The following is a 22186-nucleotide window of genomic DNA, read 5'->3' as shown; positions in this document are numbered from 1 at the left end:
CCGGATCGCCATCTCCGTACCGAGCGCGCCTGACAAGAAAGGCGTCCCCGCCATCCCGTCCACTATCGGTCATTGAACGGGCCGGACTCTGCCATCGCCTTGCTGGCGGAGGATAGGCACCAAACCATGGCTGTCATGCTGGCAGCGGTGATATCAAGATCAGAATTTCCACATGCACGGGGACGGCGTCCTTGAGCAGCGCAATGGTAGGCCTGCTCGGAGTCTTCATCGGCGCGCTCCTTGCCGGGCCTGTGAACGCATGGACGGAGTGGCGCGGGCGGCTGTCGAAATCAAAGGCCGCGGCGCGCACGCTGGCGGAGGGCCTGAGAAACGCCGCAATGAGGATGTCCGGATGGGCAGAGGAAGGGCGTTTCTCGAACGAGCCGCTGTCACTTCCCTTCTGGAAGGACCTGCAGGAACAGCTCGCCGAATTCCTCACAAACGATACATACGGGAAGGCCGCATCAGCCTACGCACTTGTGGAGATCTCCGAAGGCCAGCGTCAAGAGACGATTGCCGCCGGCCAACACGGCCTGGACCGGCAGGTGTTCTCTGAGCGCGCCAGGGCATTGGAGCGGGTGAGCCAGGAACTCCTCTGGGACATGGAGCGGAAATTCCGGTGGCTGGCCCGCCCGGCCGTCAATGCCCTCCGGGTGGTCGCTGTGCTCTCGTCGGTCGCACTGCTCGTAGTGCTGGTGGCGCCCCGCGATGATCTTAATGAGGTCACCGTCGCCAAGGCGATCCAATCAGGGATGGGCGACCGGGTCATAGTCGAATGTGATCCCGACGGCGCCGACTGGGTCTGTGTCGTCCACTATCTCCTCGACTCACGGCGCGCGTGCCTGTTAGCGGCCTCGACCACAGCCGGCTCGGTCACGATCGCTACGCCCTCCTCAGGCCCCGCCCTCACCCGCTCCCCGTCCTCGGCTTCGGCCTCACCCTCGACTTCGGCCTCGACTTCGACCTCAGCGCCGACTTCGCGACCTTCGCCCACCCAACAGTCCGGGTCCGGTCCCACGCCTCCCGGCTGCCGGGAGTCCCAGCCGAGCGCCCAGGTCAACGCCAGTTCCGTCGATGGCAGGATCGAGTTGACGCCTTTCAGCACCGCCGAGACCAGAGCGCACATGGACAGGATCATGTCGCTCCGCGGGCCCCCCAAGAAGAGCTGGCTCTTGAGGCTGCTCCGCCTCTGACGACCTGATGACTTCCCGAGGGAACGCGAGGGCCCCGGCGGCGGGAGGGGCCGGGTTCGGACACACTGGGGCCATGGAGTACGTCGCTCGGGTGCCCGCGCCGCCGCTCGACGGGTTCATCGACGACATCTACTGCCTCAGCGGGGTGCCCCGGCACCGCCGGATGAACGTGCCGCCGATGCCTTCGGCGCACCTGTTCGTCAACCTGGGCGAACCCGCGCGGCTGCGCGACTCCGACCCCTCGGTGCCGTCGGCGCTGTTCGCCGACGGGTGGTTCATGGGCCTGTGGACGCGGCGCTTCCTCATCGAGTACCCCGCGCGGGTACGGCTGGTCGGGGTGCACTTCAAGCCCTGGGGGCTTTCGCCGTTCGTCGGCATGCCGGTGACCGGGCTGCGGGACCGGTGGGTGCCGGTCGACGACGTCTGGCGCCGGTCCCTGGACCGCATCCGCAACCAGTTGGGGGACGTCGCGTCCGCCGCCGAGGCCCTGCGCCTGGTGGAGGCGGAGCTGCGTTCGCGACTCGCCGAGTCGCGCGGTCTCGGCCTGGTCCACCACGTCGGGCAGCGCCTGGAGTTCTCCCACGGCGCCGTCCCGATCGGTGCGCTGGCCGATGCCGCCGGGGTGAGCGGCAACCATCTGGCCACGCAGTTCAAGTCCCATGTCGGGGTCACACCGAAGCGGGTGGCGCGGATCTACCGCTTCGCGCGGCTGATCCTCTCCGTGGACGCCCCGCGTCCGGTCGACTGGTCGGATCTCGCCCAGGCGGCGGGCTACTTCGACCGGGCCCACTTCAGCCGGGAGTTCAAGGACTTCACCGGCCACACCCCGGCGGAGTACCTGGCCCTGCGGCGCCGCTTCCCCGCCGAGGCCGGCTTCCCACCGGACAGCGGCCCGATGCCCGCCGAGTGATTTCTTACAAGCCCCGGCGCCCTCGGGAGCGACAAGATCGGAGACGAGCGGCAAGCGAACCCGAGGAGGACCCCGTGGGCAAAGTGATCATGAACAGCTCGGTGTCGGTCGACGGCTTCATCGCCGACGGGAAGGATGACGTCGGACCTCTCCACGACTGGTACTCCAACGGGGACGTCCCGATCACCGATGGCGGTGACGGGGAGTACGACCATTCCGGGGGCGGGACCGGCTTCAGGGTCTCGGCGGCGTCGGCGGAGTACGTCCGCTCGACGTGGGCCACGATCGGCGCGATCGTGATGGGGCGCACTCTGTTCGACCTGGTGAACGGCTGGGAAGGCCGGCCGCCGGCGGGTGACCATGTGGTCGTGGTGTCCCACCGGCCCAAGCCCGAGGGCTGGCATCCCGAGGCCTCGTACCACTTCGTCGACGACGCGGCGGCCGCGATCGGCAGGGCCCGGGAGCTGGCCGGGGAGCGGACCGTCGCGGTGAACGCCGGCGACGTCGGCGGGCAGATCCTCGCGGCCGGTCTCGTGGACGAGGTGGCGATGGACGTGGTGCCGGTGGTGTTCGGGTCGGGCAAGCGGTTCTTCGGCGGCATCGACCGGCGGCATCTGCTGGAGGATCCCCACGTGGTCATCCAGGGCGACCGGGTGCTGCACCTGAGGTTCAGGGTCCGCCGCTAGTCCGTGATCGCGCGTGCGTTGGACGGCGCGGCCGCGCCGGGCCGTCGCTCTGGAGCCGCAGGGCGGCGCTGAGCTGCGGAGGCGGCGGGCCCGCGGGCGCAGTGGCCCTGGGCCCCGTCCCCTGTCTGTGCTTACTGTGGGAAGGAGCAGGAAGACGGTTCTGGGGGCATTCGGGGGCAGGTGTGAGCGGGGCCGAGATCGACTACGGGGCGGTGTACCGGGCGCTGCCGACCGCGGTGGCGCTCCTCAGCCCGGACCTGGTGTACGCCGACGTCAACGAGGCGTACGCGCGGTTGTCGGGGCGCAGGCGCGAGCAGCTGGTCGGCCGGTACCTGTTCGACGTCTTCCCCGACAACCCCAACGACCCCACCGCCACCGGCATGCGCAACCTGCACGCGTCGCTGCGGCGGGTGGCAGCCACCGGGGAACGCGACGCCATGGCGTTGCAGCGCTACGACGTGGAGGATCCGGAGCGTCCCGGGGTGTGGCAGGAGCGGTACTGGAGTCCGGTCAACACCCCCGTCCACGGTCCCGACGGGAAGGTCGCGCTGCTGCTGCACCGGGTGGAGGAGGTCACCGAACTCATCCGCGCCCGAGGCGCCCGCCTCGGCGAGGACCGGACCCAGGTGCTGGAGGCCGACCTGTACACCCGGGCCAAGGAACTGCAGCAGGTCAACGAGCGGCTGCGGCGAGCGCATGCCCGCGAGCGCGAGGTCGCCCTGGCCCTGCAGGAGGCGATGCTTCCCGCCGCCCGGGAGATCGGCGGTCACCGCGCCGCCGTGCGCTACCGACCCGCGATCGGCTCGCTGAACGTCTGCGGCGACTGGTACGACCTGGTCGATCTGGACGGCGACCGGATCGCGGTCGCCGTAGGCGACGTCGTCGGCCACGGCCTGACCGCGGCCAAGGTGATGGGTCAGCTGCGCGCGGCGCTGGGCTCCACCTCCCGCGTCGCCGAGGGCCCCGCCCAAGCCCTGGAAGCCCTCGGCCTGTACGCCCGGTCCGTGGACGGCGCCGAGGCCGCCACCGCGGTCAGCGTCTTCATCGACTGGACGGCCCGCGCCCTCACCTACAGCAGCGCGGGGCACCTCCCGCCCGCCCTGCTGAACCGCGACGCCACCGTCTCGTTCCTCGACCAGGCCACCGACCCCCCGCTGGCGGCCGCCTTCGAGCACACCTCCCGCCGGCAGGCCGACTGCGCCTTCGCCGAGGGATCGGTCCTGGTCCTGTACACCGACGGCCTCATCGAGCGCCGCCGCGAGGACATCGACACCGGCCTGTCCCGGCTGGCCGGCTCCCTCGTCCGGCACCGGCACTCCGATCCCGAGGCCCTCGCCGACGCCCTGCTGCGGGACATGCTGCCCTCAGGCGGCATCACCGACGACACCGCCCTGGTCATCATGCGCCTGTGACAGGGCGCCCCCGATCGGCGTCTCTCACCCCGGCGCGTCCGGGCCTGCGGATCCGAGTCCACGGAAGAGGAAGTCGGCGGTCGCCCGGGCGGCCCGGGTGACGTGCGGTTCCACGTCGTAGAGATCGATGTGCCGGTCCGTGTCCAGCCAGAGGATCTCCTTGGCGCCCGGCTTGCGTTCGTAGAACTCCCGAGCCTGCTCGGGTGAGCAGTAGGCGTCGGACTTTCCGTGGACGACGAGGAGCGGGGTGGCGGCGAGGAGGTCCGCCGCGCCGAGGGCGTCGAAGGTCATCAGGGAGTGCAGCGATCCTCTGGTGACCTCGTTGCGCCAGTCGGGCGAGGCGGACCGCGCGGTGCCGTAGTACTCGTACGGCTCGTCGCCCGCCATCGCCGCTTCGGCACCGCCGGGCGCGACGGCGGGAAGGTACTCGTCGTACCGGTCCAGGAAGCCGCCGAGCGCGGACCGGTAGGCGTCGACGCCCATCGCCTGGACGATCCGCGCCGGGCTGTTGTAGGCGCCCGCGATTCCCGCCACCGCCTTCACGCGGGGGTCCGCGGCGGCGGCCCGTACGGCGTAACCGCCGCCGAGGCAGACCCCGACCACGCCGATCCGGTCCGGGTCGGCCTCGGGCCGGCCGGCCAGCACGCCGACCGCGGCCCTCAGATCGGCCAGTTTCCCCTGGCCGTCCTCATGCCCGCGGGGCCCGCCGCTCTCCCCGAAGCCCCGGTGGTCGAAGGCCAGCGTGACCAGCCCCGCCTGCGCGAGCAACTCGGCGTAGGTGCCCACCACCTGGTCTTTCACCCCGGTGAAGGGGCCGGTGAACGCGACGGCGGGCCGTGCGCCGGCGGCGTCCGCCTCCGGGATCCGGAGCGCGCCCACCAGCTCGGTCCCCTCGCTGTCGAAAGTGATCCGTTCGGTTCTGACGGTGGCCATGACTCTCCTGGGCGTCGGTCGGGGATCAGGCGGCGAGCTCGGCGGCGACGGCGTCCGCGCCCAGCCCCACCAGCCAGTCGAGGGGCGCCTCCGGCAGGTAGCGGGCCATGAGCCGCGTCAGCTCCAGCTTCTGGGCCTCGCTCAGACTCGGCGCGCCGGCGGCCGCACGAGCCACCGCCTCCCGGTACATCAGCAGGTACTGCCGCTGCCGCGTCAGAAGGCCCGTGTCGCCGGGCGCGCCGTGGCCCGGGTAGAGCGGGATCCCGGCAAGCTCGTCCACCAGCCGGTCGAGCGCGTCCAGCCACGCGCCGGAGTGGCCGTCCGCCGTGTAGGAGTGCACACCGTCGAAGGCGAGGTCGCCGATGAAGGCGCACCGCTTCTCGCCGGCCTCGACGAGGAGGTAGGAGTCTGCGTGGCTCTCGGCGCCTCCGACGTCGTGCACCTGGATCCGCAGCCCGGCGACGTCCACGGTTCCGCCGCCGTCCAGCGGCCGATCCGGCACCCGGAACCGGTCCGGCCACTCCGCGCCGTAGGTGGGCTGCCACTGCTCGCGCTTGGCGACCGCGGTCCGCTCGATCGTCTCGGCGACCGGCGCCGTCGCGTAGACCGGAACGTCGTCGCCGGCCAGGTACGGCAGCCCGTTGTAGTGGTCCGGATGGGGATGCGTCACGAACGCCGCGAGCAGCGGCTTGCGCAGCGCCTCGATCCGCGCGGCCAGCGCCCGCGCGTCCGACACCAGCAGCCCCGCGTCGACGAGCACCACGCCGTCCGCCGCCTCCAGCAGATAGCTGTTGACGAAGATCCCGGGCTCTGCTGCCGTGTAGGTGTGAATTCTCAGCTCTGTCATGCCCGGGACACTAGGCACCCGGCTCCCGGACCGGCCAGAAGGCACTTCCAGGTGCCCATCCGCCTTCAGGCGCCCCGCCGGAGGGAGAGCCCGTGGAACTGGTGATACCCGACGTCCTTGAGGAGAGCTGCGCGACCCGGCAGGCGCTGGAGCGGCTGGCCGCGAAATGGCGGGTCCTGCTGATCTACGCGCTGCTCGCCGGACCGCAGCGGCACGCGGAACTGCGCCGCAGGCTGCCCGGCATCACCCAGAAGGTGCTGACCGAGACCCTCCGGAGCATGGAAGGCGACGGGCTGGTCGAGCGGCGAGTCCTCAAGGAGACCGCCCCGCAGCACGTCGAATACACCCTGACCGCACTAGGCAGAACCCTGCAAGAACCCCTCTCCGCCATCTGCGCCTGGGCCCTGGAACACCCCTAACCCCTCACGCGAGGCCACCCGCCCGGCCGACATTCGAGCACGAGCAGTACGGCGAGGATGCACGGCCCGCGAACTCACGGCACGCGGCGGCCACCCAGCGGCAGATCAACGATCATCACATCGAAGTGCGGCGAATCGGGAAACGGCTGCGCCCTGCCCGCCTTGCGCCACCCCCACCGCGCGTACGCGCGCTGCGCGGAGTCGTTGTCCTGCCGGACCAGGAGCGTCGCCCGCTCCTCAGCCCGGCCCTCCAGCAGCGCATCGTGGAGCGAGTGCGCCACCCCCTTGCCCTGCCACTCCGGGACGACCATCAGCTCGTTGAACGCGAACGTCCTCGACCCGGTCTCGACGGTGAACCCGTCCGGGACCGGCGTGGTCAGTCCGTCCCACCAGCGCGTCTTCGCCGGCAAGGTGCATCCGAACGCCTGCCCGACCGGCTCGTCCCCGACGTGCGCGACGACGAGCTGGAACCCGGGAACTCTGATGTAGCTGAGGACTCGCTCACCGAATCGCTCCGCGGAGTAGAACGGCTGGTCGACCGCGTCCCGGTGAGAGGCGACGTAGACCGGCACGATCACGGTGCCGAGGATCTTCTCCGCGTCAGCCGGGTCATGGCGGGTGAAGGTGAGGTCTGGGGTCATCGGTCTCCTGTCGATGCCAGTAGTTCCCGTGCTCGGCGAATGGAAGAGCGCCCTGCTTGAGCGGGCGCTGCGAACCGCAACGAGGTGAGCGCACTACCTCGCAGAAGACCGTCGCCGCGCTGTTCGGGCGGCAGCGCCTCCAGGACCCGCGTCATGTGTTCGGCGCCTTCGTCGACGTCGCCAATGTGGATCAGTACGCCGGCGCGCTGCATCTCGATCTGGCCGCGGAACTTCCAACTCTGGGCCGAGCAGACCGCCAACCCTGCCTCCTGGGCTTGCATCGCCGGCTCCACGTTTCCGGCGCAGGTGCGGACGAGGCTGGTGACGAAGTGGAGCCGACCGACCGACCAGCCCCAACTACCCCGGTCCTTTCGGACGGCTTCGGGGAGTTGCTCGAAGACGCCGCAAAGGTCCTCGAGGGCGTCGGCGGCCTCGTCATGTCTTCCGAGCTCAGCGAGTGCCTGAGCTTTGGCGGCGTGCCCGTTGACGACGCTGGCGGCGATGCCTCGCCCGACGGCGATCGCCTCCTCGGCCGCTTCAATGACCGACAGGCGGGGTGTCTCGGTGTAGAGGGAGATGAGGGCGGCGCGACCTCGGACGCGGGCGGCGATGGCGTGGTCACCGGTCCGGTCGGCGGCGCGGGAGGCGGTGCGCCACCAGCGGCGCGCGGCGCGGTCCTCGCCGAGGCTGGTCAGGTTGATCGCCATGAGCGCGGCGAGTTGGGCGGCGACGTGGATCAGGCGGAGCTCGGCGGTCCCGCGAGCGGAGGGGACGAGGCGGGTCAACTCGGCGAAGTCCGCCGCGAGTTCCGGCTGCAGGACGGCGGCGGGAGACCAGCCGACCTCATGGGCGTAGTCGTAGGCGACGCGCTCCCAGGTGTCGGCGTCGCGGTCGCCGGCGTCGGCGGCGACCGCGACCTCGAATGCTTCCCGCAGGGGTGCTGCGTCGCGGGCTAAGGAGCTGGCTGCGGCGGCGGTGGCCGCGAGGCCGAGGAGTGTGCGGCGGTCCACGTCCCCATTGTCATGGCCATCGTCAAGTCGCCCAAACAGCTCAACTTCTCCGATTTCGAATGCTGCCGCGTATGCGGTGGCCCACTCACGGGGGAAGTGCTCGCCCCTCTCGTACTTGCGGATCTGGCGGGCGAGCGATTCCACCTGTGTGCGGTTAGGCCGCAGGTCACGGGCACTGTACAAGGCGCGCGCCATCCTCGGCTTCGACCATCCGCGGGCTTCGCGCTCGGTGTTCAAGCGCGCCGCCCAGCGCGGGAGTTCTGTGTCGGCCATGCGTGCACCATTCGCCGGGACCGGTCAGGCGGACCCTCTGAACAGCCCGCCTCCTGACCGCCAGTATCCGCCTACCAGCGCACGGTGACATGGCTTTCACTGAGGCGTAACGGGGCGGCCGCTCGAAATCGTGAAGGCGTGCCCCGAGCCGATACAAGTGCGGCCCCGGCCCGGCGCGCGAACGCCGGGAGGTTCCGGGGCCTGACCCGAACGGGAGTCGGGCTGATGAGCAACGTACCCAAGGCCGGCGGCGCCGACGACATCGGCGAGCGGCTCACCGGTCTCAGTGAGGAGTTCCCTGGCTGGACGGTCAAGCTGACCGACACCGCGCACGCCCCCTTCCAGGCCGTCCAGGACGCCGCGGACGGGTCGCTGACGCTCGGCGCCGGGACCGTTGACGGATTAGCGGTTCTGCTCGACGAGGCCGACGCGCTCGGCTGCGGGCGCGCCCGGCACGCCCTGCGCGACGCGCTCCGCGCCCGCGGCGCCGAGGCCTACCTGAGCGCGGTCAGCATCGCCATCAGGGCCAGGACCGGGGTCCCGCGCACTATCGGCGCGTACCGGGGAAGGTTCACCTGGCACGACGGCGGCAATCTCGGCCCCATCGCCGACGTGGACCAGGTCGCCGACGAGGTCATGCGCCGCTTGGACCTGGAGGACCGGCGGTGACCGACTACGCCGACTCCAAGGCCCGGCTCGCCGCACTCCATGCGCACCTCGCCGCGCGCGGGCTCGACGTCGAGCTGGACGGGCATCTCACCGTGAGGGTGAAGGCCGAGATCCCCCGCGCCGTGCACATCACCTCCCGCCCGCGCGACAAGGACGGCCGGCAACTCTGGTTCTTCACCCACTGGGGCGAGCCGCTCGCCCCAGCCCACGACATCATCGGCGCCGCCGTCGCCATCACCGGACTGTTGGCGGTACGGGCATGAGCCCGGGCGGCGCGACCGGTGGAGATCGCCCCCCGTTCTCCCGGCCGCGCCGCTCCCTCGACACCGCGGCCCCGGGTTGAAGGCGCGCACCCGGGACTGCGGTCCAACCCTCATAGAGCGCGCCTGGAGGTTCCAATGACCACCACCCTCGAACGGGCGGCCGGCCCCAACGCCTTAGCGGCCACGGACCCGCGCGAACTGATCCCCGCATGGGCGTTCGACCTGCTCACGCACGACTTCCGCAAGAAGCACCACACATCCCACGCCTACACCGAGCGCGTGATCGGCCAGATGCTGGTCTTCCTCATGGCCGCCGGGCAGATCCGCCGCCAGGCCCGCAAGGATCCGGCCGCCTACGTCAGGATCGTCCTCACCCGGCCAGTCGACGAGGCGTGGCACGAGGCGCTCCAGCGGACCGAGGTATACCTTCGGATTGGTCTGGCGTTCGCAGGCTCGGTGATCCACCACCGGCCCGTGATGGACGATGACATCCGCTCGGGTGCCGCCCTCGCCCGCACCATCCCGTACCTGAAGGCCACCGGCCTGTACGTCGATCCCGAGTTCTGGGACGACGAGTCAGGGTCGTCCTGCTGTCCGCCGGAGTGCAACGACATGGGCGGCAAGGTGGCCACGCGCAGTTGGGACGGGCTGGTGCCGGAGGGGCCGCTCACCATCCGATTGTGACGAGGAGCCTCATGCGCAGCGACTGGATCGATCTGCCGCCCGAGGTGCTCGGCACGATCGAGGCGCACACCGGCCCGATCCGCAAGGTCGAGCCCGCACCGGCCGGGAATCACGCCGACGTCGCCGCCACCGTCCACACAGCGGGCGGAAGGGTGTTCATCAAGGCCGCGCGGAAGGTGGCGGCTGACACCGATGGCCCGGAAGTCCGGTCGTTGCGTAACGAGGCCAGGATCGTCCCGCACATGAACGAGTTCGCCCCCCGGCTCCACTGGACGGTTGATGCCGGGGGGTGGCTCGCGCTGGGGTTCGAGCACGTGGACGGGCGGCACGCCGACTTCGCGCCCGGTTCACCCGACCTGGACCTCCTCGCCAAGACGGTGCACGCGCTCCAGGTGGCCCGATGCCCGGAGGTCGTACGGATGCGGGTGGAGCGCCGCTGGGAGAGCGTCGCCGAAGACGTGTCGCCAATGTCCGGGGCGGCGCTACTGCACACCGACGTCAACGCCGAGAACTTGCTGATCACTCCCGATGGTCGGGCCGTGCTGGTCGACTGGGCGTTCGCGTCTCGCGGTGCCGCGTGGGTGGAGCTGGGACTGCTGCTGCCGTGGCTGCTCAAGGCAGGTCATAGCCCGGCCGGCGCGGCGGACTGGCTGGCTCGATTCCCGTCATGGACGGCGGCGGACCCGGCTGACGTCGACCTGTTCTCGGCAGTGTTCGCCGAGCGGTGGCGGCGTCACGCCGAGCGGGATCCGGCCGCCTGGGTGGTGTTGCACGCCGACCTGACCCGGCGATGGGCGAAGTTCCGGCGAGAAGGATGACGGGGGGTTCGGGGGTCGCCCCCCGGAAAACACAACGGGCCACCGGGAAGGCGCCTCAAGGCGCCGAACACGGTGGCCCGACACGGGGGGGTCGGGGGGTCGCCCCCCGGAAAACACAACGGGCCACCGGGAAGGCGCCTCAAGGGCGCCGAACGCGGTGGCCCGACTCGTGGAGGTGGCGGGAATCGAACCCGCGTCCTTCCAGACAGCCCGGACGATCATCTTGGGCTGTCGTTGGCGATCGTGGTTTTACCAGCGTAAGCGGCGCTTCTCAGTGTGTGTATCCGTTGACTGCCGTTGGCTGTTGGCGGTCATATTCCGGGCGTAAAACGGGCGCAAACGTGGCGCCCTCATGCGCCCTTCGGCGGCCGACCGCCCTTGCGGGCCCGCCGCTCGGCAAGCTCTTGCTCCGCCTCATCCAGCATGGCCAACTCGTCCGCGTTCCCGTACTCGCGGATCCGTGCGCGCATGTGGTCGAGGAGGTCCGGCGTGCGGTCGGTGCCGAGTCTCTCGCACACGCGGCCGTAGGCGTCCCACAGCGGGATGGGCACCCGGATGGGTCTGGTCGGGGTCCTGCGGGACTTCTCGGCCATGGGGGCACTCCTCCGCACGTCGTGTAGCTACGGAGAATCCTTGCACAGGACTTGTGTAGCTACCAGCTTTCTGTTTACTCTGTAGCTACCAAGTTCGATCCCCCGCCAATACGGCGGGCCCCGGCAAGCGTCACCACCGCAAACCGAGGCCCTTGACCAGGACGAGGAGGTCCTGACCCATGGGCAACACTACTGACGCCGACAGGCCGCAGGAGGCGGTCGAGGCGAGCATCGCCGGCAGCTGGCCCGGAGGCGAGCCGGACACGGTCCGCGCCGCCGAGACGAACGGTCCGCGGCCGACCTGGCTGCCCAACGGCTGCCCGGCCTGGTGCGACGCCCCGGAGTTGCACGTCGAGCACGACCACTACGACGACCGCCTGCACACCGGTGCGGGCCGCTCGGTGATCCTCACCGCGGCGGACGAGTGCGAGTCCCGCGAGGGCGATCCCCCCGACGAGGCGCGCATGTTCCTGCGCCAGCACTACCGCGAGATCGGCCCGCGCATCGAGCTGGGCCGCGACGACAAGCCGACCGGCATCCAGTTCACCCCGGACGAGGCCGAGGAGTTCGCGGCCCGCCTCCTGGAGCTGGTCGCCATCGCACGGGCCGGGCAGGGCGTGAAGACGGTCGACGGGCACCCGGCGTGGTGCGCGGAGCACCACGAGGAGGTGCACCTGCTGAGCGTGGAGGGCAGGCCGGGGCCGGTGCACATGCAGATGGTCCCCGGCCTGGAGCCCGACCTGTCCATCCAGATCGACAGCGACCGGGTGATGAGCATCGCCGAGGCCGAGGGCCTCACGCGGACGCTGCTGGACCTGACCAGCGCCGCCCGCCGCAACCGCCCCGTCGAGTAACGACACCAGCGGGACCCGCCCGGCGACCCTACCGCCGGGCGGGCCCCTAGATCCCGACCTTCCAAGGAGGTCTGAACCATGCAGGAGAACCTACCGGCCGACGTCGGCCCGTACGAGACCGACCAGCAGGCCGCCGACACCGTCTCCCACGTCTACGCGCACGCCCGCACCGCGCCCGGCACCATGGGGCGCCTGTCCCTCGACCAGCTCACCGCGGCGTGCGAGGCCGCCGGCGTCGAGCTCGGCGCCTACGACCGGCGCATCCTGGAGTGGCTGGCCGGGTGGGAGCCCGAGACGTGCGCGGTCATCACCGGGATCATCCTGCGCGCGGGGAAGGTGTCCCGGTGAGGCGCCGCGGCCGTGAGCCGGGGGACGTGCTGTTCGGCGTGCTGCTCCTGGCCGCCGCCGTCCTGCTCGGCACCGGGTTGTTCGCCTTCTTCATCGCGCACCCGATCGTGTCGGCGCTGTGGGCGCTCGGGACGACGGGCGGGACGGTGTGGTTCGCGTGCCTGTGGTCGGCGCGGATCTACCAGGACCGGATGCGCGCCCTGACCGCCGAGCGCCAGCGCCGGGCCGTGCCCGTGTTACAGACGGAGACGGTGTCCAGTGTCCTGCTGTCGTGCCGGAAGGGCGCCCGGATCGGCGACGCCGAGCGCGACGTGTTCGTGGAGGCGCTCCACAGCCACTTCGCCGCCGGCCGCCTGGACGTCGGCGAACTCTCCGACCGGCTCGCCGCCGCGCTCGCGGCCCGGACCATCGAGGACCTGCGCTGGACCGTGGACGGCCTGCCGAGTGAGGTGACGGGGCGATGAACCGCACCACCCGCATCGCGCACCTGGCGTCCGTCGCGCTCATGGCCGCCGGCGTCCTGGCCGCCACCGGCGTCGGGTTCGCCCAGTCCTGGGCGGGCCTGTACGGCTGGGCGATCGAGCACGGCCTCAACGACTGGAAGGCCATGTCGTTCCCGGCCATGGTCGACGTGTTCATCGGCGTCGGTGAGCTCGGCCTGTTCGCCCTCACGCTGGAGGGCCACCGCCTCCGCAAGAGCGCCCTGTCGTGGGCGGATCTGTTCCTGCCCGGGGCGATCGCGACCACCGGATGGGGTGTCTCGCTGGCGTTCAACGTCGGGCACGTCGACCACGAGCTGAGCGACCAGCTCACCGCGGCGGTGCCTCCGGTCGCTTCGATGCTCGGCCTCCTCGTCCTGCTGCGCACCCTTCACCGGCTCGTCACGCGAGCCCCTGTCGCGACCACCGGTCTCGACGCCGAGCTTGCGGCGCCGGACGGTGGAGCCGCAACGGTCGTTGCGTCGCCGTCCTGGTGGCCGCTCCCGGACCTCGGGTCCGCTGGTCAGGCGGCGGACGGGTACGCGCTGTGGGACGAGATCGAGCCCTCTCGCGAGACGCTCCCGCCCGCGCTCCCGGAGGCGCCGGACGACGAGCCGGAGCAGTGCGAGGAACCCCCCGTCGAGCCGGACCTCGTCCCGGTGGTCGCGACCGCCCGGGACCGGTATGCCGAGGTGCTCGCGACCGGTGCTCTCCCCTCGGTCCGCCAGCTCCGGCGCGAGCTCCGGATCGGGCACCCGAAGGCCCGGCTCGTCCGTGAGGCTCTCGCCGTGGAGGGGGCTCCGTGACGCGGACACCCCGCCTGTACGTCGTCCCCGAAAGCGTGTCTTTGGGGAAGGACGACGCCGAGGAGGAGGCTCTCGAAGGGGAGATCGTCGACCTCGACGAGGAGGACGGCAAGGGCCCGGCCGGTGTCCTGGACGTCGTCTACTCCGTCGTGGACAGCCCGGCCGCGCGGCTGCTCGCCGAGCACGGCGGCTACGTCGTGACCGGCGTCGTCGTGGTCGCCGGCCGAGCGTGGGAGCGGCGGACCGGCGGCCGGTATGAGCGGATGCTCCGCGCCGCCGAAGCCATGGGCGACCACGCCGCCGCCCTCGATTGGGAGGAGAAGGCGGCGGAGTGGCGACGCGACCGGCACCAGCGCCGCATGGACCTGATCGAGATCCCCGGCCGGGTCATCACGGCCGCGCCGAAGGCCGGCCTGGTCACGGTCGGTGGGCTCGGCGCGGTCGGTGTGCTGCTCGCCGTCGCGCGCCAGGACGTGACGCAGGTCGTGACGCCGTTCGTCGCGGTCGCCGAAGTCACCGAGTTCACCGTCGTGGTGGTGACGCTGCTGTGGCTCCCCGTCGCGCTGGTGGCGCCGCTGGTGGTGCTGCTGGCGCTGTGGGGCATCGGCCTGCGTCACGAGAACCGCGACGAAGCCCGCTGGGTCGGGACGGCCGGTGACGTCGACATGGACGTTCAGATCGACGAGACGACGATTGCGAGGGCGCTGGAGGCGCTGCGCATCCCGCAGATCACCGCCTACCTCAAGGACGGCCTGCCGCTCCAGTACATCACCACCGCCCGCCGCGACGGCCGGGGGACGCATGCGGTGTTGAGGCTGCCCGCCGGCGTCACCGCCGACCGCATCGCGCGGCGCCGCGCCGACCTGGCGTCCGGTCTCTACCGGCTCGCAAAGGAAGTGTGGCCCTCGACCGGCGGTGAGGCCGGGGTCCTGGATCTGTGGGTCGCCGACAAGGGCGCCCTTGAGGAGGGCGCGGGCCCGTACCCGCTCCTCGACGAGGGCCTGGTCGACGTGTTCAAGGGCGTCCCGTTCGGGCGGACGCTGCGCGGTGACCCGACCGTCGCGCCGCTGATCGGCCGGAACACCATCGTCGGCGGCATCCCCGGGCAGGGGAAGTCCAGCGCGGCGCGGGTCATCATGGCCGGCGCCGCCCTGGACCCCACGGCCGAGCTGCGCATCTGGGTCCCGGACTCCAACTACGACTTCGAGAGCTTCCGTCCGAGGTGCGCGCGGTACGTGATGGGCGCCGAAGACGAGCGGATCGAGGAGATTCTCGTCGACCTGCGCGAGCTGCACGCCGAGGTCCAGGACCGCGGGCAGTTGCTGGTGCAGTGCCAGGAACCCGAGGTGACGCGGACCGTGGCCGACAAGGTGCCGGGGCTTCACCCGCTGGTGTGCCTGCTGGAGGAGGCGCACGTCGCGCTGAACCACCGCGAGCACGGCGACGAGATCTCATGGCTGGTCGTCGAGATCGTCAAGCTGGGCCGCAAGCGCGGCATCCACTTCATCGTCTCCACGCAGGCGCCGACGTCGACGAGCATGCCGCGGGACGTGACCCGCAACTGCTCCAACGGCATCGCGTTCGCGGTCGGTGACCACGTCGCCAACGACGCGCTGCTCGGGCAGGGCGCGTACCGGGGCGGGCACCGCGCCACCGACCTCATCCCTGGCACCGACAAGGGAACCGCGCTGGTCAAGGGCTTCTCCGGGGAACGCTCGGAGATGGTCCAGGCCTACTTCCTCAGCGTCGCCAAGGACCACGACCAGGTGACGCCGCTCGTCGACCGGGCCCTGACCGAGCTTCGGCGCAGGAACCGCCAGGTGCCCGGCACCGATCGGGCGCGGCCGGCGATCGAGGAGCGCGACCTGCTGGCCGACCTCGACGAGGTGCTCGGCGCCGAGCGCGTCCGGCTCGCCGACGTGCCCGCGCTGCTGCGCGACCTCGCCCCGCACTGGGCGCCCTATCGGACGCTGAACGGCACGGCTCTGAGGGAGCGCCTGGAGGACGAGGGCGTGCCCACCACCAACGCCGGCAACGTCCGCCGACTCGACCCCGGGCAACTCCGCAAGGCCATCGCGGACCGGTCGACCGCCGACCTCGACGAGCAGTGAGTGACCTCCCCCGCACACCCCCGGAGACGCGCCCTGGGGGCCTGTGCGGGGCCCGCACCTCACTGCCCCAACCCACCTAACCCACCTAACTCTTCGCAGGCCAGAGCACGAGTGACCGCCGCACAGGGCGGCGGTTACGGAACTAACCCGATCCGGCGGACCTAACCCGCCACCGAAGGGAAGATCATGCCTCCGAGAAAGCCCACCGGCCGCACCCAGCAGAAGCCGCGGGTCACCTCCTACGTCCGCAAGGACGGCACCCGCGTCCGCTCGCACACCCGCTCCGCGCACTGGGCACGCTCGCGCGCCGCGTGGGCCGGCGCCGGGTTCGCCGGCCTCAGCGCCACGGCGATCCTGGTGGAGTTCGGGTTCACCCTGATCTCGACCGTCTGCGTCGTGCTGATCGCTGCACTGACCGGCGCGGCCGTCCTCGCCGGCACCTACGCCGAGCGCAACCGCAAGACCATGGCCCGCCAGCAGAAGCGGCGGCGCCGCACCGCCAGGACCCGGCGCACGCCGAGCAGCAGCTCCGGGCGCCGCACCTCGTCGAGCAGCCGACGACGGTAGCCGCGGCCACCACGCCGAGAGCCCCGTCAGGTCACCGACCGGCGGGGCTCGCTGCTGCTCGTCGAGTGCCCGGCCCGTGCGCGCGGGGGCGGGCGCATCACTTCGCCAAGTGGGGAAGTGATGGCGGTGTCCGGGTCGTGCGCAGATCTGCGCGAGACGCATCACTTTGGCAACCACCACAGTGATGGCGGGTCCGGCCCGTGCGCGGGCGTAGGCATCACTTCGGCGATCACCGAAGTGATAGCGGCGGGAGGTCCGGCCCGTGCGCGCGGGGGGCTCTTGCACGTCCGGAATCCCTGTCACGCGAAGGGCCCCGCGACCTACGCTGAGAGTGTCGACGTCTCAGGAGGTGCGGGGCTATGCCCAACACTAACAGCGCAGGACTTGCTCCAGATGCCCCCTTTGCCCAGCGGTTGGCGTATTACCGCGAGCGGACCGGCAGGAGCCGCGCCGTGCTCGGCGGGCTGGTCGGGCGATCCGCCGAATGGGTGAAGGGCCTGGAAACCGGACGGCTCGGCCTCCCCCGGTTGCCGATGCTGATCCGCTTGGCCGACGTCCTCGGCCTGGACGACCTCGCGGACCTGGTGGGCGATCAGCGGCTGTCGCGCGCCGCCTACACCAAGCACGCGCACGAGTCGTTGGACGTCATCCGCAACAGCCTGGCCGCCTACCCCGTCACGGCCGGGGACGACCCGATGCCGGCGGACGTGCTCACCGGGCGGGTCGAGCAGGCGTGGCGGCTGTGGCACACCAAGAAGCACGAGCGCGGCGCGGTCGCTGGCCGACTGCCGGGGCTGATCGCCGATGCCCGCGCCTCCGCCCGCGCCCTGGACGGGGCCGAGCGCCGCCAGGCGTCCCGGCAGCTCGCGCAGGTCTACCACCTCGCGCAGCTCTACACGACGTTCCAGCCCGCGCCGGAGCTGGTCTACCTGACCAGTGACCGGGCGATGCACGCCGCGGCTGACGCCGACGACCCGGCGGCCATCGCGGGCGCCGCCTGGTACCTCAACCACGTGTGGCGCGACGCGGGCGAGGCGGCCGACGCGCGTGTGGAGCTGGCCCGCGACGTCGCCGATATGCTCCGCCCCGGCAAGAGCGCCGAGCAGTTGGCGCTGTTCAGCCTGATGCACCTGGCCATCGCGTTGTCGCATGCCAAGGTCGGCCGGGAGGGTGATGCGTGGCGTCACCACGATGAGGCCGAGCGTGCCGCCCGGGGCCTGCCGGCCGGGTACGCGCACCCGTGGCTGATGATCGGCCGGGGGATGGTCGAGCACTACGCGGTGACCATGCATCTCGACCTGCAGAAGCCGGGTCTGGCGTTGCGTGCGGCGGACCGGATCGACCCGGCCGCGATCCCGAGCCGTACCCGCCAGTCGCGGTACCTGGTCGAGGTCGCGCGCGCTCACCACCGTGAGGGCGATGACGTCGCCGCCGTGCACCTGATGCGTAAGGCGGAGGGGATCTCGGCCGACACGTTCGCGTTCTCGTTGTTCGCGCGGTCGATGGTGGCCGAGCTGCTGGTGTCTCCGCCGGCGACGGTAGCCGATGAGGTCCGCGACCTGGCGCGGTCGCTGCGGCTGATCGTCTAGGGGGTACGGACTGTACCCCTCGGCAGCGGGGTAGGGAGTGGACCCCTCACCCGGTCGGGCGTGCGCTTGTGTGTCTTGGGACACACAAGGCGGCCCCGGCCGGCGGTGAAGCGCCGGTGGTTCCGGGGCCTGACCCGAAAGGAGTCGGGCTATGGGGAAGATACCCAAGACCGGCACCGCCGACGACATCGGCGAGCGTCTCGCCGACCTCAGCGAGGAGTTCCCCGGCTGGATCGTCAAGGTGACCGACCAGGCGCACGCCCCCTTCCAGGCGGTCAAGGACGGCGCGGACGGGTCGCTGACCCTCGGCGCCGGGAGCGTCGGCGGCCTGGCGGAGCTGCTCGACGAGGCCGACGCTGTCGACTGCGGGCGGGCCCGGCACGCCCTGCGCGACGCGCTCCGGGTCCGCGGCGTCGAGGCGTACCTGAGCGCGGTCAGCATCGCCACCAGAACCCGGAGCGGCGTCCCTCGCACGATCGGCGCGTACCGGGGCCGGTTCACCTGGCACCACGGCGACGACCTCGGCCCCATCGCCGACGTGGACGCCGTCGCCGACGAGGTCATGCGGCGGCTGGACGTGAAGCGGTGACCGACTACGCCGACACCAGGGACCGGCTCGCCGCGCTCCACGCGCACCTGGCCGCCCGCGGCCTCGACGTCGCCCTCGACGGGCAGCTCATCGTCAAGGCCGCGGGCGAGGTCCCCCGCGCCGTGCGGATCACCTGCCGCCGCCGCGAAGACGACGCCGGGCGCCTGTGGTTCTGGACGCACTGGGGTGAGCCGCTCGCCGAGGCGCACGACGTCATCAGCGCGGCCGTCGCCATCACCGGACTCCTCGCGGTCCGCACCTAGACCCGCGGCCCCGGTCATCCCCGGCGCGGTGGGACCCGGGGCCGCGGATTCCATCCCAACCACGAGCAGACACGAGGAGGCTACGCTCAGCAAACATGTGGAAGTTCAGCGAGGAAGGACGGCGCCTCGCCAAGGCACCCTGCCCCATGGGCGGCAAGCACGAAGCCGACCCGGCGCGGGCACGCGAGGACACCTTCGGGTGCCGCAAGTGCGGCGTCATCCCCAAGGACAGCGAAGAGTACCGCGAGATGATGGAGGCCCCCGATGCGAGAGATCCTTTCCCCGATCGTCTATGAGAAGCGCACCGCGCCCTGCCCCGCCTGCGAAGGCAAGGGCTTCACCAAGTCGGGCACCTGCACCACCTGCAAGGGCAACAAGACGATCACCGTCGAATTCCCCGACGACTGACCCCGGACGCAGCGAAGCGGCCCCGCCTCCCGGAGGAGACGGGGCCGTTCGCGTCGGTCGGGCTTCCCCACCCGCCGACGCATCACACACTACCTGCGCAAATGCGAAACGCCCCCGCCCTGATGGACGGGGGCGCTCGTGCTGCTTGCGCCGGATCACCGGGCGCCAGGGTTTCCCGTGGCAGCAGCGGCGCCGCTGCCGGTGCCCGGTATCGAACCGGGGTCCACGCCCGCCAACGCGGGCCGCTCTGCCGTTGAGCTACACCGGACGGCCAGACCAGGATACGGCGAAACGCCCCCCGCCCTCCCGGAGGAGAGCGAGGGGCGTTCGCGTCGGGCGGCTCGGGGGGACCGCCCGCGATCAGAGGCGCGGCGCGGGCGGCACCTGCGCCGGGGCGCGCGGGGTGTGCTTGGTCAGCCACCCCGTCACCGCGCCGACCGCCGTCGCGATCCCGCCGATGATGAGCGCCTGGAGGACGTCGGCGAGCCCGGCCAGCGCCGGGACCTCCACCACGATCCACGCGACGACGAAGCCAGCGACGAGCGTCGCGAGGCTCTGCGCCTTGACCTTGGCTTCCACGGGTGCGGACATGCTCACTCCTTCTTGCCAGTTGGCATGACGGTCAGGAACTCCGCCACGGTCTTCACGTGGCGGGCGTCCGCCAGCGCGTTGTGGAACCCGCCCGCCTGCTCAGGCAGCGGCGGGTTACCGAGCCGCGCGGCCTCCTGCTGAAGGTCGCGCGTGAACATCGGCACGCCGTCCGGCAGGTCGACCATCGCGCCCCAGAGCTGGCACAGGACAACGTGGTCGTATGCGCCGTAGGACGCCCACAGCTCCACGTCGGGCGTCGCCTGGAGGAAGTCGCGGACCTCGTCGGCGATCCGGGCGCGGCGCTTCACGTCCGGGTGCGCACGGTCGAGGAAAGGCTTCCGCAACGGGCGGATGCCGTCGTGCCGGACGACCGGCAGGGACGGGACGACGTTCGCGCGGAGCCACTCGTGCCGCACGATGCGGCGCCACGGCATGTCCCAGTTCACCGCGTAGTACTCGCGGCCGTCCTCGGCCACCAGACCGATCGAGATCAGCTCGATCGTCCGGCCGTCCTCCAGGAACTCCGAGTCGTAGTAGATCCGCATGTCAGGCGGTCGACTCGTCGGCGACGTCGAGGCGAACCGTGACGTTCTCGATCGCGGACGTGATCCGCTGGACCAGGGCGTCCGGGTCGACCTGCTGACCCCGGTCGGCGGCGAGCTGCGCGACGGCCTTCGACAGCTCGATGACCGTCGCCTGCGTCGCGGCCTGCTCGCGCTGGACGCGCCGCACCCACATGTAGGTCTCACGCAGGTAGGAGTCCGGCCGCCAGGTGGGGTTCTTCGGGTTGAGGGGCTTGCCGTCCGGGCCGGCGGGCGCCTCGATCCCGTCCCACTGCCAGAGCGCCTTCTCGCTGGGCATGTCGTCCTCCTCGTAGTCGGGGCGGCCGTAGCCGTAGATGCGGTCAGAGTTGCGCGCGACGGTCTTGCGGTACACGCCGTCGCCGTTGAAGTAGCGGCCCTCGAGGGAACCGGAGGTGTTGCCGCCGATCGTCGTGATGGAACTCGAGGAGACGGCGACGACGAGCTCGACGTGCGTGCCGCCGCGCGGGCCGTAGAACACCCAGTCCCCGACGTGCGGGGTGGAGCTCCACCGCTCGTGCGCCTTGAACCACCCGACGGCGACCTCACACCCGGCCGTGCGCGGGTAGTCGCGGTTGGCCTCGCCCTCCGCCTGGTCGGCCACCCAGCCCTGAAACGAGCAGCACCAGGCGTAGCCGTAGCCGCCATGCGGGTAGCCGGGGATCGCGCCGAGCCAGTGGTTGTAGGGGGTGTTGTTCGTGCCGGTCTCGCGGGTCCCGAGTTCGCCCTCGGCCGCCTTGATCGCGGCGGCGGCGGTGTAGCTCACATGCTCTCCTTCAGTCCTTGACGCATATCGCAGAGTCGGTCGGGCCGCCCGCCGTGACGACCGGGACCGTCTCCTGGTGGTAGCCCTCCGGGCACACCGGCCCCGCCGGGCCGGACGGCCCCCGCTCGCCCGGGTCGCCCTTCGGGCCGGCCGGACCCGCGGGCCCCTGCGGTCCCGTCGCACCGGACGCGCCGTCCTTGCCCGGCTGCCCCGCCGCGCCAGGCGTCCCCGGCTGACCGGACGGCCCGGCCCGCCCGGGCGAACCTGCCGCACCCGCCGACCCTGCCGGGCCGCGCGAACCCGGCGCACCCGAGGCGCCTGGCGAGCCAGGACGGCCCTCCGCACCCGGCGTGCCCGGTGATCCCGCCGGGCCGGGCGTAGGCGACTTCAGCGGCACCCCACCCATCTGCCGCACCTGCTGCGCGAGGAGGTCGCGGTCGCGCCGCATCTCCCGGTTGTCGCCCTTCAGGTCGCCGACCGCCGACCACGTCCACGCGGCCAGCACCAGGAACGCCACACCCACCGCCATCACCCCGAAGTTCCGGCGCACCCACCCCACCCGCTCAGCCATCACTTGCCGCCCTTGAGCTGGAGGAGGATGCCGACCAGGAACAGCGCGCCGGGGATGACACCCGCGTAGATCGCCTGCCGCCAGTTCGACCCCTGGCCGGTGATCTCCGCCTTGAGATCCCGGTCGGCCTCCTTGCGGGCGAGCTTCTCCTCGGCGAGCTGCGCGCGGAGTTCGGCGATGTCCCGCTCGATCTCGGCGCGGTCGCGGGAGTACAGGTCCATGGGCACGACCCGGTTGCCGAGGTCACGGACGGCGTTCTCGATCTGTGCCAGGCGCCAGGCGATCGTGGACTCATCGGCCATCGTCACCCCC

Annotated in this window: 29 protein-coding genes and 1 tRNA gene; 19 read left to right on the top strand and 11 right to left on the bottom strand. The window is 71.5% G+C overall.

All coding sequences use genetic code 11. The features are described 5' to 3' along the window. Positions 1–191: 191 nt before the first annotated feature. The 4 genes from FKD65_RS30765 to FKD65_RS30750 all read left to right on the top strand — a co-directional run bounded on the left by FKD65_RS30765 (position 192) and on the right by FKD65_RS30750 (position 4201). Positions 192–1193 carry a hypothetical protein gene (locus FKD65_RS30765; RefSeq protein WP_141581366.1) on the top strand — a complete coding sequence of 334 codons (1002 nt, stop codon included), beginning with the start codon at positions 192–194 and terminating at the stop codon, positions 1191–1193. Between the two features lie 73 nt (positions 1194–1266). Continuing rightward, positions 1267–2103, top strand: coding sequence for a helix-turn-helix domain-containing protein (locus tag FKD65_RS30760; RefSeq protein WP_141581364.1), 837 nt, complete (start codon positions 1267–1269; stop codon positions 2101–2103). A 74-nt stretch (positions 2104–2177) separates the two neighbouring features. Then, positions 2178–2789: a dihydrofolate reductase family protein gene (locus FKD65_RS30755; protein ID WP_141581362.1), complete on the top strand. Its 612-nt coding sequence runs from the start codon at positions 2178–2180 to the stop codon at positions 2787–2789. A 182-nt stretch (positions 2790–2971) separates the two neighbouring features. Then, a complete protein-coding gene (locus FKD65_RS30750) occupies positions 2972–4201 on the top strand; it encodes a PP2C family protein-serine/threonine phosphatase (RefSeq protein ID WP_141581359.1) in 1230 nt (409 codons plus the stop codon). A 24-nt stretch (positions 4202–4225) separates the two neighbouring features. Here FKD65_RS30750 and FKD65_RS30745 read toward each other — a convergent pair whose 3' ends face one another. Both FKD65_RS30745 and FKD65_RS30740 read right to left on the bottom strand, forming a co-directional pair. After that, a complete protein-coding gene (locus tag FKD65_RS30745; protein WP_141581355.1) occupies positions 4226–5134 on the bottom strand; it encodes an alpha/beta hydrolase in 909 nt (302 codons plus the stop codon). 25 nt (positions 5135–5159) lie between these two features. Beyond that, the gene (locus FKD65_RS30740; RefSeq protein ID WP_141581353.1) at positions 5160–5981 is read right to left on the bottom strand and encodes an MBL fold metallo-hydrolase; all 822 of its coding nucleotides are present in this window, start codon (positions 5979–5981) and stop codon (positions 5160–5162) included. Positions 5982–6073: 92 nt separating this feature from the next. Here FKD65_RS30740 and FKD65_RS30735 point away from each other — a divergent pair, with 92 nt between their 5' ends. Beyond that, complete coding sequence (locus FKD65_RS30735) at positions 6074–6400, top strand: helix-turn-helix domain-containing protein (RefSeq protein ID WP_141581349.1); 327 nt, start codon at positions 6074–6076, stop codon at positions 6398–6400. A 74-nt stretch (positions 6401–6474) separates the two neighbouring features. On the opposite strand, the gene FKD65_RS30730 is transcribed toward FKD65_RS30735, so the two are convergent. Both FKD65_RS30730 and FKD65_RS30725 read right to left on the bottom strand, forming a co-directional pair. Continuing rightward, positions 6475–7041, bottom strand: a complete 567-nt coding sequence (locus tag FKD65_RS30730) for a GNAT family N-acetyltransferase (RefSeq protein ID WP_141581344.1) — start codon at positions 7039–7041, stop codon at positions 6475–6477. After that, on the bottom strand, positions 7038–8324 hold the full coding sequence (locus tag FKD65_RS30725; RefSeq protein WP_141581340.1) for an XRE family transcriptional regulator: 1287 nt from the start codon (positions 8322–8324) through the stop codon (positions 7038–7040). Before FKD65_RS30725 ends, FKD65_RS30730 begins: the two co-directional genes overlap by 4 nt. Positions 8325–8549: 225 nt before the next feature. Between FKD65_RS30725 and FKD65_RS30720 the strand changes: the two genes are divergently transcribed. The 4 genes from FKD65_RS30720 (at position 8550) to FKD65_RS30705 (ending at position 10758) form a co-directional block, all read left to right on the top strand. Continuing rightward, complete coding sequence (locus tag FKD65_RS30720) at positions 8550–8993, top strand: hypothetical protein (protein WP_141581337.1); 444 nt, start codon at positions 8550–8552, stop codon at positions 8991–8993. Then, on the top strand, positions 8990–9256 hold the full coding sequence (locus FKD65_RS30715; protein ID WP_141581332.1) for a hypothetical protein: 267 nt from the start codon (positions 8990–8992) through the stop codon (positions 9254–9256). Before FKD65_RS30720 ends, FKD65_RS30715 begins: the two co-directional genes overlap by 4 nt. Positions 9257–9391: 135 nt before the next feature. Continuing rightward, positions 9392–9940, top strand: a complete 549-nt coding sequence (locus FKD65_RS30710; RefSeq protein WP_141581328.1) for a hypothetical protein — start codon at positions 9392–9394, stop codon at positions 9938–9940. Between the two features lie 11 nt (positions 9941–9951). Then, positions 9952–10758: a phosphotransferase gene (locus FKD65_RS30705; protein ID WP_141581323.1), complete on the top strand. Its 807-nt coding sequence runs from the start codon at positions 9952–9954 to the stop codon at positions 10756–10758. 350 nt (positions 10759–11108) lie between these two features. On the opposite strand, the gene FKD65_RS30700 is transcribed toward FKD65_RS30705, so the two are convergent. Continuing rightward, positions 11109–11351 (bottom strand): hypothetical protein, encoded by a 243-nt coding sequence (locus FKD65_RS30700; protein ID WP_141581318.1) that lies wholly within the window; start codon positions 11349–11351, stop codon positions 11109–11111. Positions 11352–11530: 179 nt separating this feature from the next. Between FKD65_RS30700 and FKD65_RS30695 the strand changes: the two genes are divergently transcribed. The 10 genes from FKD65_RS30695 to FKD65_RS44510 all read left to right on the top strand — a co-directional run bounded on the left by FKD65_RS30695 (position 11531) and on the right by FKD65_RS44510 (position 19365). Then, entirely contained in the window at positions 11531–12205 is a 675-nt protein-coding gene (locus FKD65_RS30695; RefSeq protein ID WP_141581316.1) for a hypothetical protein, read from the top strand. Positions 12206–12283: 78 nt separating this feature from the next. Then, positions 12284–12553, top strand: a complete 270-nt coding sequence (locus FKD65_RS30690; RefSeq protein ID WP_141581314.1) for a hypothetical protein — start codon at positions 12284–12286, stop codon at positions 12551–12553. Further along, a complete protein-coding gene (locus tag FKD65_RS45810) occupies positions 12550–13017 on the top strand; it encodes a DUF1707 domain-containing protein (RefSeq protein ID WP_240809678.1) in 468 nt (155 codons plus the stop codon). Before FKD65_RS30690 ends, FKD65_RS45810 begins: the two co-directional genes overlap by 4 nt. Then, entirely contained in the window at positions 13014–13838 is an 825-nt protein-coding gene (locus tag FKD65_RS30680; RefSeq protein ID WP_141581311.1) for a DUF2637 domain-containing protein, read from the top strand. The genes FKD65_RS45810 and FKD65_RS30680 overlap by 4 nt, the downstream gene beginning before the upstream one ends. Next, complete coding sequence (locus tag FKD65_RS30675; RefSeq protein WP_205718291.1) at positions 13835–15949, top strand: FtsK/SpoIIIE domain-containing protein; 2115 nt, start codon at positions 13835–13837, stop codon at positions 15947–15949. The genes FKD65_RS30680 and FKD65_RS30675 overlap by 4 nt, the downstream gene beginning before the upstream one ends. A 186-nt stretch (positions 15950–16135) precedes the next feature. Next, positions 16136–16516 carry a hypothetical protein gene (locus tag FKD65_RS30670; protein ID WP_141581308.1) on the top strand — a complete coding sequence of 127 codons (381 nt, stop codon included), beginning with the start codon at positions 16136–16138 and terminating at the stop codon, positions 16514–16516. 413 nt (positions 16517–16929) lie between these two features. Further along, complete coding sequence (locus FKD65_RS30665) at positions 16930–18105, top strand: helix-turn-helix transcriptional regulator (RefSeq protein WP_240809677.1); 1176 nt, start codon at positions 16930–16932, stop codon at positions 18103–18105. Between the two features lie 151 nt (positions 18106–18256). After that, the gene (locus FKD65_RS30660) at positions 18257–18694 is read left to right on the top strand and encodes a hypothetical protein (RefSeq protein WP_141581303.1); all 438 of its coding nucleotides are present in this window, start codon (positions 18257–18259) and stop codon (positions 18692–18694) included. Continuing rightward, positions 18691–18957: a hypothetical protein gene (locus tag FKD65_RS30655; RefSeq protein WP_141581300.1), complete on the top strand. Its 267-nt coding sequence runs from the start codon at positions 18691–18693 to the stop codon at positions 18955–18957. The genes FKD65_RS30660 and FKD65_RS30655 overlap by 4 nt, the downstream gene beginning before the upstream one ends. A 264-nt stretch (positions 18958–19221) precedes the next feature. Then, the gene (locus FKD65_RS44510) at positions 19222–19365 is read left to right on the top strand and encodes a hypothetical protein (RefSeq protein ID WP_168221165.1); all 144 of its coding nucleotides are present in this window, start codon (positions 19222–19224) and stop codon (positions 19363–19365) included. Between the two features lie 196 nt (positions 19366–19561). On the opposite strand, the gene FKD65_RS30645 is transcribed toward FKD65_RS44510, so the two are convergent. The 6 genes from FKD65_RS30645 to FKD65_RS30620 all read right to left on the bottom strand — a co-directional run bounded on the left by FKD65_RS30645 (position 19562) and on the right by FKD65_RS30620 (position 22176). Further along, positions 19562–19632, bottom strand: a tRNA-OTHER gene (locus tag FKD65_RS30645). Between the two features lie 93 nt (positions 19633–19725). After that, a complete protein-coding gene (locus FKD65_RS30640) occupies positions 19726–19956 on the bottom strand; it encodes a holin (RefSeq protein WP_141581294.1) in 231 nt (76 codons plus the stop codon). A 2-nt stretch (positions 19957–19958) separates the two neighbouring features. Then, entirely contained in the window at positions 19959–20501 is a 543-nt protein-coding gene (locus FKD65_RS30635) for a 3'-5' exoribonuclease (RefSeq protein ID WP_141581291.1), read from the bottom strand. A 1-nt stretch (position 20502) separates the two neighbouring features. Then, positions 20503–21303, bottom strand: a complete 801-nt coding sequence (locus FKD65_RS30630; RefSeq protein ID WP_168221166.1) for a CHAP domain-containing protein — start codon at positions 21301–21303, stop codon at positions 20503–20505. Between the two features lie 10 nt (positions 21304–21313). Beyond that, positions 21314–21874: a collagen-like protein gene (locus tag FKD65_RS46365; RefSeq protein WP_141579648.1), complete on the bottom strand. Its 561-nt coding sequence runs from the start codon at positions 21872–21874 to the stop codon at positions 21314–21316. Next, complete coding sequence (locus FKD65_RS30620) at positions 21874–22176, bottom strand: hypothetical protein (protein WP_141579649.1); 303 nt, start codon at positions 22174–22176, stop codon at positions 21874–21876. Before FKD65_RS30620 ends, FKD65_RS46365 begins: the two co-directional genes overlap by 1 nt. Positions 22177–22186: the final 10 nt, after the last annotated feature.

The sequence above is a fragment of the Actinomadura sp. WMMA1423 genome, from assembly GCF_006547145.1.
Taxonomy (GTDB): Bacteria; Actinomycetota; Actinomycetes; order Streptosporangiales; family Streptosporangiaceae; genus Spirillospora.
Note: the sequence above shows the minus strand (reverse complement) of the source record. Positions and strands in the feature narration are given on the sequence as shown.